Genomic DNA, 11,044 nt, shown 5'->3' with positions numbered 1-11,044 from the left:
CTTAGGCGCTCACGACGCCGCGCAGGATGAACGGCTTCGCAAAATACGGCCGGACGCCGGCGCGCGACGCGCCGACGCCAATGCTGCATTCCTCAGGCGCTCTGCAATACCTTGGCGACAGTCGATCCGAATTCGGCCGGGCTCGGCGCGACAGTCAGCCCGTAAGACTTCATGATCTCGGTTTTTTCCGCAGCGCTGTCGCCCGTCGCCGAAATGATGGCGCCGGCGTGGCCCATGCGGCGGCCCTTGGGGGCCGTGAGGCCGGCGACGAAGCCGATTACCGGTTTGGAGAAATTCTCCTTGATCCAGGCGGAGGCTTCGGCCTCCTGCGGACCGCCGATTTCGCCGATGATCAGCACGGCCTCGGTCTCCGGATCCTTGTCGAACAGCACCAGATGGTCGAGGAACGACGAGCCGTTGATCGGATCGCCGCCGATGCCGACCGAGGTCGATATGCCGAGGCCGAGCGCCTTCAGCTGCGACGCCGCTTCATAGCCAAGCGTGCCGGAGCGCGAGATCAGCCCCACCGGACCCTGCTTGTAAATGTGGCCGGGCATGATGCCGAGCATCGCCTTGCCCGGGGAAATAATGCCGGCACAGTTCGGGCCGACCAGCATCGGCCGGCGATCCTTGGGAAAACGCAGGAAGTAGCGCTTTACGCGCATCATATCCTGCGCCGGAATGCCGTCGGTGATCGAGCAGATCAGGCGGACGCCGGCGTCGGCGGCCTCCATGATCGCGTCGGCGCAAAAGGCTGGCGCGACGAAGGTGATCGACGCCTGTGCGCCGGTTTCGCGCACCGCTTCGCGGACCGTGTTGAACACCGGCACGCCGTGGTGAGTCTTGCCGCCCTTTCCGGGCGTGACGCCGGCGACGACATTGCTGCCGTAGTCGATCATCTCCTTGGTGTGGAAGCTGCCCTTGTCGCCGGTGATGCCCTGGACCAGGATCGGCGTCTTTTCGTCAATGAGAATGCTCATGTGTCGTTCTCCGGCGCTTACTTGGCGCCCTGATAGGCGGCGACAGCCTTCTCGGCGGCTTCGGCCAGCGTGTCGGCTTGGATGATCGGAATGCCGCTTTCGGCGATGATCTTCTTGCCCGCTTCGACATTGGTGCCGGCGAGACGCACGACGAGCGGCACGCCCTCGATCTTTTCGGCGCGCACCGCGTCAACGACGCCCTGCGCGACCCAGTCGCAACGATTGATGCCGGCGAAGATGTTGACGAGCACGACTTTCACGCGTCTATCCGACAGAACGAGACGGAACGCGGTCGCGACGCGCTCTGGCGAAGCGCCGCCGCCGACGTCGAGGAAGTTCGCCGGATTGCCGCCGGCGTGCTTGATCATGTCCATCGTCGCCATGGCCAGCCCCGCGCCGTTGACGATGCAGCCGATCTCGCCGTCGAGGCCGATGTAATTCAGGCTGTGCTCGGACGCCTGCGCCTCGCGCGGATCGCTCTGCGAGGGATCGTTCATGTCGACGATATTGTGACGGCGGAACAGCGCATTGTCGTCGAAGGACATCTTCGCGTCGAGCGCCAGAACCTTATCGTCCTTGGTGACGACGAGCGGATTGATCTCGAGCATGGTCGCGTCATTGTCGCGGAAGGCGCGATAGGCGCCCATGATCGTCTTCACCGCGCGCGAGACCTGCTTGATATTGAGGCCGAGCTGAAAGGCGAGTTCGCGCGCTTGAAACTGCTGCAAACCGACGGCGGGCTCGACGATGACCTGGAGCAGTTCGTCGGGGGTGTTCTTGGCGATCTCTTCGATATCCATGCCGCCGTGCTTCGAAGCGATGACGCGCACGCGCTCCAATTTGCGGTCGAGAACATAGCCGAGATAAATCTCGCGCTCGAAAGGATCGGCGACTTCGACATAGACGCGCTGCACCGGCTTGCCTTCCGGCCCGGTTTGCGACGTGACGAGCCGCTTGCCGAGCAGATCGCGCGCCGCCTGCTGGACTTCGTGATAGGTGCGGCAGAGCTTGACGCCGCCCGCCTTGCCGCGCGCGCCGGCGTGAATTTGCGCCTTGACGACCCAATGCGAGCCGCCGAGCTCAGTCGCGGCGTAGACCGCCTGATCCGGGCTGAAAGCGACCGTGCCGGGCGGAACTTCGACGCCGTGGCTCGCCAGTATTTCCTTGGCCTGATACTCGTGGACGTCCATTTCAGTCCTCTCCTCGCAATGCGGCGCGGCTTCCTCAGCCGCCTATTTTGGCTTTGACCGTCTCATAGACCGCTTCCGTTTCGGCCGCGGCCTTGGCGAGAAGCGAATTGACTTCGGCAAGCTGCTGCTCGGCGAAGTCGCGATCCTTGATCGCCTTGGCGTTGATGAAGACATTGAGGGCGCAACTGCGCAGTCCGGCATTGGCGGCGAGCACCGCGACTCCGGCGTCGCTGATGACGTTGAGGTTGCCCTTGTCGGCGGCCTCTTTCGACAGGCTGATGACATCATAGCAGATTTTGCACGTCTTCAGCGGCGCCAGCGTCGCTTCTTTCAACGCCGACTGAATCGTCCCCGAGCGCTTCGCCTTCTCCTCATCCGTGCCGCGCGGCAGGCCATAGGCGCCCATCAGCGTGTTGAAGGCGACGACGTCTTCATCGACGCCCGCGGTCAGCTCGGCGCGCAGCTTTTCAGCCTTGGCGAGAGTGAGCTGCAGATCGGCTGAAACGGCTTCGTAATTCTTTTTGCCGATGGTGAGATTGCACACCATCGAAACGAGCGCCGCGCCCATGGCGCCCGAAAGCGCCGCCGCGCCGCCGCCGCCGGGAGTCGGCGCATCGCTGGCGAGTTCGTCGAGGAATTTTCCAATCGTATCGGTCTTGGCGCTCATATCTTTCCTCGCTCAGGCGAGCTCTTTGGCTTGCGCATAAATGTTTTCGCAGTCGAACACCTGGTCTGCGGCGTCAAACAGCTTGCCGACGCATTCGCGATGCAATTTGAGCTTGAGCCCGCCCAGCCCCAGCGCGCCGATGACGATCTTGCCGTGGCGCTCCTTGGCCTTGTCGATCGCCTCGACGCCGCCGACGCCGAGCGGCGGCTGCGCGTTGCAGTCGGCGATGAGCTGGATCGTGGGATCGTTCTGCCAATCCGTCTCGTCGAGCAGCGGGACGCCGATGGCGCCTGCCGCGAAGACGATCTGAGCGCCTTTGATGGCCTGGGCGCGCGCGGCGTTATCCGACGCTTCGATCACCGCGGGCGTGAAGCCGAAGCGCTCCTGAATGGCTTTGGCGGCCGCCTCGGCGCGCGCCTTTTGACGCGAGGTGATTGTCACTTCCGCGCCCTCGATGTTCAGCATCGCCGCGGCGCGCATGCCGACCGGGCCGGTGCCGGCGAGCACGACGGCCTTCTTGCCCTTGAGCGAACTCGCCTTGGCGAGCAGCGCCACGCCCGCCGCGGCGGTCGTATTGGAGCCGTTCGAATCGAGCATCGCCGACACGCGGAAATTTGAGAAGAAACGCTTCTTCACCGCTTTGAACACGGCTTCGCCGGCTGTCATGTCGCCGCCGCCGACGAAGATCGCCGTATTTTGCTTCTCCTTCGGGCCACGCGTGTAAATGCAGCCGTCGACCAGCGCGCCGACGTTCTCGGGCGTCACGGCGCCATAGCCGATGATGCGGTCGGCGCCGCCATCATAACCGACCACCGTGTCGAAAACGCTCGGAACCGGATCGGTATCAAAAAGGAAAAGCAGTTTCTTGGTCATTGGAATTCGAACCTTTCACTGGCCCCCTCCCCAACCCTCCCCCGCGCTTCGCGCAGGAGAGGGAGCAGACTCGGCCATCGACGCGCATTCGCGCAACCTCGGGCGTTGGTTCCCTCTCCCGCTTGCGGGGGAGGGTGGCGCGAAGCGCCGGGAGGGAGCGTAGCTTCACCCCGCCACGACGTTGCGCGGGTTGCCGGCGACAAAGGCGTCGATATTGTCGACGAGCTGGTCGGCCAGCACCTGCATCGCCTCTTTCGAGGCCCAGGCCACATGCGGCGTGATGATGAGATTGGGAATCGTCGGATCGAGCAGGATGTTGCCGTTCTTGGGCGGCTCGACCGTCAGCACGTCGAAGCCGGCGCCCGCGATCACTCCCTTGCGCAGCGCCTCGGCGAGCGCCGCCTCGTCGACAATGCCGCCGCGCGCCGTATTGATGATGCAGGCGGACTTCTTCATCGACGCGAACTCCTTCGCGCCGATCATGTTCTTGGTCTCCGGCGTGAGCGGCAGGTTGAGCGTGATGACGTCCGCCTCGCGCAGGATCGTCGGGATGTCGACCTTGTTCGGCACGTCCGTGACGTCGTTGATCAGCACCTTCATGCCGAGCGCGATCGCCCGCTTTTCAATTTCCTTGCCGAGCGCGCCATAGCCGATAATGCCGAGAGTCGAGCCGGCGATGTCGTAGATCGGATAGTCGAAGTAGCAGAACTGATTGGCTTCGCCCCAGCGCCCCTGCCGAACGGAATTATAGTAGTTCACCAAATTGCGCCGCAGCGCGAACAGCAGCGCGAACACATGTTCGGGCAGCGTGTTGAACGCATAGTTACGAATATTGGAGACGACGATGCCGTTGGCGCTCGTATAGGCCTTGTCGATCACGTCGGTGCCGGTCGCGGCGACGGCGATGAGCTTGAGGCCCGGAAGCTGCTTCAACGTCGCTTCGCGCAGCGGCACCTTATTGGTGATGCAGATCGTCGCGCCTTTCAGACGTTCAACGATCTGGTCGGGCGCCGTCTGGGCGTATTCCGTGTAGTCGTGAGGAAAATTCGGCTTGCGCACATTGGCGTCGAGCGTTTCCCGATCGAGAAAGACGATTTTGTGCGACATGTCCTGGTTTCCCCTCTTTCTCAATTCTTTTTTTGGCAGTCGTTCATCGGGCTCCGGCGGTCGGAACGCTCCGACCGCCGGTCGCCGATTTACATCTTGAGCATCGGATTGGCGCGATAGACCGCCTGCGCCGCCGCGACGCCGGAGCCCGGCGTCAACTTGATGCCATGGTCGAGCATCGCCATTTCCGCGCCGGCGATGGCGCCCAGCAGCATCAACTCGTTCAAATCGCCGAGATGGCCGATGCGGAACACCTTGCCCGCGACCTCCGAGAGGCCGGCGCCGAGCGCGAGATTGTAGCGCTTGTAAGCGGTCTCGATGACCTTGGCGGCGTCATAGCCTTCCGGCACCACAATGGCGGTGACGGTGTCGGAATTCCACTTCGGCTCCTTGGCGCAGCACTTGAGGCCCCAGGCCGCGACCGCGGCGCGACAGCCCTCGGCGAGGTGGTGGTGGCGCTTGTAGACCTGATCGAGGCCTTCCTCGAACAGAATCGAGAGCGATTCCTTGAGGCCATAGAGCAGCGGCACGGAGGGCGTATAAGGGAAATAGCCGTTCGCGTTCTGGGCGATCATGTCCTGGAATTCAAAGTAAGCGCGGCGACCCTTGTTGGTCTTGCCCATTTCGATCGCTTTCGGGCTCGCCGCCATCAGCAACAGGCCGGCAGGCAGCATGAAGCCCTTCTGCGAGCCGGAGACGATCACGTCGACTCCCCATTCGTCCATCTTAAATTCAAGCGAGGCGACGGAGGAGACGCCGTCGACGAAGAGCATCGCCGGATGCTTGGCGTTGTCCATCGCCTTGCGCACCGCGGCGATGTCCGAGGTCACGCCCGTCGCCGTCTCATTATGCGTAGCGAGAACGGCCTTGATCTCATGATTCTTGTCGGCCTTCAGCGTCTCTTCAATCAGCTCCGGATCATTGCCGGTGCCCCACTCGCGCTCCTGCACGACGACGTCCAGGCCCTGGCGCTTGCACAGATCGATCCACAGGTGGGAGAACTGGCCGAAGCGCTGCGCCAGAACCTTGTCGCCGGGCGACAGCGTGTTGGTGATCGCGGCTTCCCAGCCGCCGGTGCCGGACGCCGGGAAAATGAAGGCGTGGCCCTTTTCCGTGCCGAACACCTTCTTCAGGCCGGGGAAGAGCGGCTTGACCAGGTCAGGGAACGTCGGCGAGCGATGGTCTTCGGACGCGACCGACATGGCGCGCACGATGCGGTCGGGCAGATTGGTCGGGCCCGGCACAAACAGGAAGTTCCTGCCGGGAATTCTGGAATTCAACATTTCTCAAGCTCCTTTCGAGCGGCGGGTTTCAAAATGGCGCGGCGTCAATGACGCCGGGAACACGCTAGAACAGGCCGGCGATACGGCCGGAGTCGTCAACGTAGATGTTGTTGGCGGCGGGGACCTTCGGCAGTCCTGGCATCGTCATGATGTCGCCGCACACCACCACGATGAACTCGGCGCCCGCGGAGAGACGCAATTCGCGGATCGGGATCGTGAAGGCCGAGGGGGCCCCTTTGGCGTTCGCATCCGTCGAGAAGCTGTATTGCGTCTTCGCGATGCAGACCGGGAAGTTGCCGAAGCCTTCCTTCTCCAGTTCGGCGAAACGCGCCTTGATGCTAGAATCATAGGAGATATCGGCGGCGCCGTAGAGCTCCTTGGCGATCGTGCGCACTTTTTCGGCAAGCGGCATGTCGTCCGGATACAGCGGCTTGAAGTTCGAGGGCTGCGTCTCGATGGTGTTGACGACCGCCCTGGCGAGATCCGCCGCGCCGGCGCCGCCGGAGCCCCAGTTGTCGGCGACGACGCATTCGACGCCTTCCGCCTTGCAGAGCTTGTCCAGCGCCGCCATCTCGGCCGCGGTGTCGGACGAGAACTTGTTGATCGAGACGAGCACCGGCACGCCGAATTTGCGGACATTGCCGATATGGCGCTTCAGATTCTCGAAGCCCTTCTCGACCGCGGCGACATTCTCGGCCTTCAGATCGTCCTTGGCGACGCCGCCATGCATCTTGAGCGCGCGAATCGTCGCGACGATCACCGTGATGTCGGGCTTGAGGCCCGCCTTGCGGCACTTGATGTCGAAGAACTTCTCCGCGCCGAGATCGGCGCCGAAGCCCGCCTCCGTCACGACGTAGTCGGCGAGCTTTAGGCCGGCCTTCGTCGCGATCACCGAATTGCAACCATGCGCGATATTGGCGAAAGGCCCGCCGTGGATGATGGCCGGGTTGTTCTCCAAGGTCTGCACCAGATTGGGCGCGATCGCGTCCTTGAGCAGCGCGGCCATGGAGCCGGCCGCCTTCACTTCTGAGGCGCGCACGCTCTTTTTGTCGCGGGTCTGTCCGACGATAATGTCGCCGAGCCGCCGCTGCAGATCGGCGAAGTCCGAGGCGAGGCAAAAGATCGCCATCACTTCCGAAGCGACGGTGATGTCGAATCCGTCCTCGCGGGCGAAGCCGTTCGTGACGCCGCCGAGGGACGACACGATCGAGCGCAATGCGCGGTCGTTCATGTCGACGACGCGACGCCATGCGACGCGCCGCGAGTCGATCTTCGGCTCGCCGCCCCAATAGATGTGATTGTCGATCAGCGCCGCGAGCAGATTGTTCGCCGCGCCGATGGCGTGGAAGTCGCCGGTGAAGTGGAGGTTGATGTCCTCCATCGGCACGACCTGCGCATAGCCGCCGCCGGCGGCGCCGCCCTTCACGCCGAAACAGGGGCCGAGCGAGGGCTCGCGCAGACAGCACAGCGCCTTTTTGCCAATGTGATTGAGACCGTCCGTGAGGCCGACGGTCGTCGTCGTCTTGCCTTCGCCGGCGGGCGTCGGCGTGATGGCCGTGACGAGGATCAGCTTGCCGTCGGCTTGGCTGTCGAGCGACGAGATGTAGTCGAGGGAGATCTTGCCCTTATAGTGGCCGTAGGGCTGCACATGTTCGGCCGGGATGCCGAGCTTGTCGCGCGCGACGTCGATAATCGGCCGCATCTTGGCGGCCTGCGAAATCTCGATGTCGGACTTCGGCGCAAGATGCTGGTTGTCCTTTCCGCTCGCGCCCGGCGCGGCGGTTGACCGTTCTGACATGCAGTCCACTCCCTATCAGGCCTGCGTCGCACAAGCCCACAATTCGTTTTTTTCGGTCGTCGAGAACCGAGCGTCGGCGCCGCCGATCCCGCTCCCGGCCGACCGGGCTGAAATCCTGCCGATGCAGGCTGCAGCCTTTTTTGCGACCGTAGTTTTCTCCAATTCGCGCATCAAGGCCCGCGGTTCGCCGCAACGAGCCGACGCGCGCATGAATCCGCTTACTGAAAATTCATTGGCGGACACCTCGTATGACGGGAATCAAAATTGATCGTCAAGCCGGCAGAGCCGCCAGCGGCGTGACGACGTCATGGGCGCCGCGATGCGGCTCCCGCTCGCGCGACACACCCGCGAGGCGAATCGCTTATTCGACAAGCCGGGCCAGCCGCCTATCCTTCACCTACCCGATAGAACAGGAAAAGACAGGCTGTGCGCACATCAATCAATGCGCGCATTCGCTACAAGAAGGGTGACGTTTCCTACACGCCCGAAAAGCTGATGCGGCGGGTCTGGACAGGCTCGCCGCCGGCGCTGGGAAGAAACCGAGGCCCGTCCTTACCTATCCGAAGAAACCGCAAGCCAGCGGTCGCGGCATTCGTTGCGACGTCCTTAAAAAAATATTTGTCGCAGCCAGCGTCGCAGCCTTGACTCTATCGGGCGATCACGAAGGCCGATAGTCTTTTGACGCCTACTCTGGCTGAAAATCGAGCGCGACGCCATTGATGCAATAGCGCAGGCCGGTCGGCGGCGGGCCATCGTTGAAGACATGCCCGAGATGCGACCCGCATCGGCTGCAATGCACTTCCGTGCGCACCATGCCATAGTTGCGATCGACGGTCGAGCCGAGCGCGCCGGGAAGCGGATCGAAGAAACTCGGCCAGCCGGTGCCGCTTTCGAACTTCTCGCCCGAGCGAAACAACGGCTGGCCGCAGCCGGCGCAATTGAAGGCGCCGCGGCGTTTTTCGTGATTGAGCGCGCAGCTTCCGGGGCGTTCGGTGCCATGTCCGCGCATGACGTCATATTGCTCGGGCGTGAGAAGCGCGCGCCATTCGGCGTCGGTGTGGGTTACGGGGAAGTTCGCATCGGCCATCGCCAGCGCCTTATCTGAAATTCTTGGGCTGGGTCCTATCTTGTATCAGCCGCCGCCTTTCGCCAGAGGGGCGTGGCGGGATAGAGTGGCGATCTTTCAGCGGCAAAGACGATTCGGAATGAGCGACAAGAAATTCGACGCCGTGGTGATCGGCTCGGGACTGGGCGGATTGACGGCGGGCGCGCTGCTTGCGCATGCCGGCTACAGCGTCTGCCTGCTCGAACGCAATTTTAGCCTGGGCGGCGCGGCGTCGGTCTACAAGGTCGGTCCGCTGACCGTCGAAGCCTCGCTCCATCAGACCTCCGACGCGCGCAACCCCCGCGACGTGAAGCACGACATCCTGCGCCGCCTGGGGATTCTCGACGAAATCGAATGGCTGCCCACCGGCGCTCTCTATACGGTGCGCGGCGGGCCGGTCGGCGAGGCCTTCGAACTGCCTTTCGGCTTTGCCGCCGCCTATGAGGCGCTCGCCGCCAGGTTCCCCGACAAACGCGCCGCAATCCAAAGATTTCTCGGCGATGTCGAGCAGATTCACGATGCGCTGTGGACCTTGAAACAGGCGCGTGAGGAGAGTTCCTTCGCCAAATTGGCCCGCGGACTTTGGGAGGTCGCGCCGGCCGCCGCCGGCTGGCAGAATTCATTGCACGAGATCATGGAGCGGGATTTCGCCGGCTGCGAGGCCCTGAAATGCGCGCTCGGCGCCAATCTCGCTTATTACGGCGACGACCCGCGCCGGCTGTGGTGGATTTTCTACGCGCTCGCGCAGGGCGGCTATATCGCGTCCGGCGGCGCCTATATCAAAGGCGGCTCGCGACAATTGAGCCTCAAGCTCGCCAAGTGCATCACCAAGAGCGGCGGCGTGGTGCGCATGGGCCGGCAGGTCAACGCCATCGAGACCGATGCGGACGGCAATGTGGTCGCCATACGCCATGTCGCGCGGCGCGCCGGCGACAGCGAGGAACGCATTGAAGCGCGCATAGCGATGGCGAATTGCGCGCCTTCGGAGGCGGCGGCGATGATGGACGCGCCAGCGCGCGCGAAAATGGAGGAGACCTTCGGGTCCCGCCGGCTTTCGACCTCGCTGTTTTCAGCCAATTTCGGCTTGAGCGCGAAACCCTCCACGGTCGGGCTGACGAATTTCACGACGGTCGTCATGCCGCCCGACATGCGGCGCTTCGATCAATATGGCGACGGCGCCGGCGCGATGGCGGAAGATCCCAAGGGGGAATTGCCCCTCCATACGATCGCCAATTTCACCGCTGTCGACTCAGGTCTTTGGGACGAGCCGCCGATCCTCGTCAGCGTGCTTGGCCTGGATCGCATCGACAATTGGCGCGATCTGCCGCGCGACGCGGCGCTTGCGCGCCGCGAACGCTGGCTCGACGCCATACAGGCTTCTCTCGACCGCGACTATCCGGGCTTTTCCGGTCTGGTCACGACGCGGATGCTGCTCAACGCCTATTCGATGGCGAGCTATCTCAACACGCCGGAAGGCGCCGTGTACGGCTTTGCGGCGCTGCCCGCCGAAGCGCCGATCTTGATGGGATTTCCGCGAACGCCGCAAACGCCGATCGCCGGACTCTATCTCGCCTCGGCTTTCGGCGGCGAGCATGGCTTCAACGGCGCGATGTTGTCGGGCGCCGAGGCCGCGCGGCTCGCCGAAAGACGGCTCGCCGTCGCGACCTGATATGCGTGAGGCGCGGATTGAGGGCCCCGCAACGCGTTGCGCCGCGCGTTATTAGCGCTTGCGCTTTTTGCCGCCCGCCGACGCGAGGCCGAGTTCGGCTTTGCAGGCGGCGCTGATCGATCCCGCATTGGCTCTCAGGCATCGCTCGATGGCGACGGCGTCCGGAATATACGCCTCGCAGACGCGATTCGCGTCGCCTTCACAGGCCTCGCGCTGTTCAGGCGTTCCTTGAGCGAAAGCCGGCGTGAGCGCAAAAAAAGTCAGCACAGCCGATAGCCTCAAAATGATGCGCATTCAGATTGTCCTTCCTGTTGTCCGCGCTTCGAGGCGTACCGCAGACGCGCCACGCGGCAGGCGCGCTTCCTCGAGCGA

Annotated in this window: 10 protein-coding genes; 1 reads left to right on the top strand and 9 read right to left on the bottom strand. The window is 63.5% G+C overall.

The genetic code is table 11. The features are described 5' to 3' along the window. Nucleotides 1-92: 92 nt before the first annotated feature. From sucD to msrB, 8 genes are all read right to left on the bottom strand, one after another. Nucleotides 93-980, bottom strand: a complete 888-nt coding sequence (gene sucD / locus ACR65T_RS12560; RefSeq protein ID WP_014890657.1) for a succinate--CoA ligase subunit alpha — start codon at nt 978-980, stop codon at nt 93-95. 17 nt (nt 981-997) lie between these two features. Next, complete coding sequence (locus tag ACR65T_RS12555; RefSeq protein WP_018405889.1) at nt 998-2,170, bottom strand: malate--CoA ligase subunit beta; 1,173 nt, start codon at nt 2,168-2,170, stop codon at nt 998-1,000. A 34-nt stretch (nt 2,171-2,204) separates the two neighbouring features. Further along, complete coding sequence (gene fchA / locus ACR65T_RS12550; protein ID WP_434496798.1) at nt 2,205-2,837, bottom strand: methenyltetrahydrofolate cyclohydrolase; 633 nt, start codon at nt 2,835-2,837, stop codon at nt 2,205-2,207. A 12-nt stretch (nt 2,838-2,849) separates the two neighbouring features. Then, entirely contained in the window at nt 2,850-3,710 is an 861-nt protein-coding gene (locus tag ACR65T_RS12545) for an NADP-dependent methylenetetrahydromethanopterin/methylenetetrahydrofolate dehydrogenase (protein WP_434496797.1), read from the bottom strand. A 165-nt stretch (nt 3,711-3,875) separates the two neighbouring features. Then, complete coding sequence (locus ACR65T_RS12540; protein WP_434496796.1) at nt 3,876-4,817, bottom strand: D-2-hydroxyacid dehydrogenase; 942 nt, start codon at nt 4,815-4,817, stop codon at nt 3,876-3,878. A gap of 89 nt (nt 4,818-4,906) precedes the next feature. Then, entirely contained in the window at nt 4,907-6,100 is a 1,194-nt protein-coding gene (locus tag ACR65T_RS12535) for an aminotransferase class V-fold PLP-dependent enzyme (protein ID WP_175092860.1), read from the bottom strand. A 64-nt stretch (nt 6,101-6,164) separates the two neighbouring features. Further along, the gene (locus ACR65T_RS12530; protein WP_434496795.1) at nt 6,165-7,898 is read right to left on the bottom strand and encodes a formate--tetrahydrofolate ligase; all 1,734 of its coding nucleotides are present in this window, start codon (nt 7,896-7,898) and stop codon (nt 6,165-6,167) included. Nucleotides 7,899-8,583: 685 nt separating this feature from the next. Further along, nucleotides 8,584-8,985 carry a peptide-methionine (R)-S-oxide reductase MsrB gene (gene msrB, locus ACR65T_RS12525; protein ID WP_434496794.1) on the bottom strand — a complete coding sequence of 134 codons (402 nt, stop codon included), beginning with the start codon at nt 8,983-8,985 and terminating at the stop codon, nt 8,584-8,586. A gap of 118 nt (nt 8,986-9,103) precedes the next feature. Between msrB and ACR65T_RS12520 the strand changes: the two genes are divergently transcribed. Next, entirely contained in the window at nt 9,104-10,672 is a 1,569-nt protein-coding gene (locus tag ACR65T_RS12520) for a phytoene desaturase family protein (RefSeq protein ID WP_434496793.1), read from the top strand. Nucleotides 10,673-10,723: 51 nt separating this feature from the next. Here ACR65T_RS12520 and ACR65T_RS12515 read toward each other — a convergent pair whose 3' ends face one another. Further along, complete coding sequence (locus ACR65T_RS12515; protein ID WP_434496792.1) at nt 10,724-10,966, bottom strand: hypothetical protein; 243 nt, start codon at nt 10,964-10,966, stop codon at nt 10,724-10,726. Between the last annotated feature and the right edge of the window lie 78 nt (nt 10,967-11,044).

The organism is Methylocystis sp., from assembly GCF_051061285.1.
Classification (GTDB): domain Bacteria; phylum Pseudomonadota; class Alphaproteobacteria; order Rhizobiales; family Beijerinckiaceae; genus Methylocystis.
The sequence above is the reverse complement of the archived record's forward strand: the minus strand, read 5'-3'. Positions and strand labels throughout refer to the sequence as shown.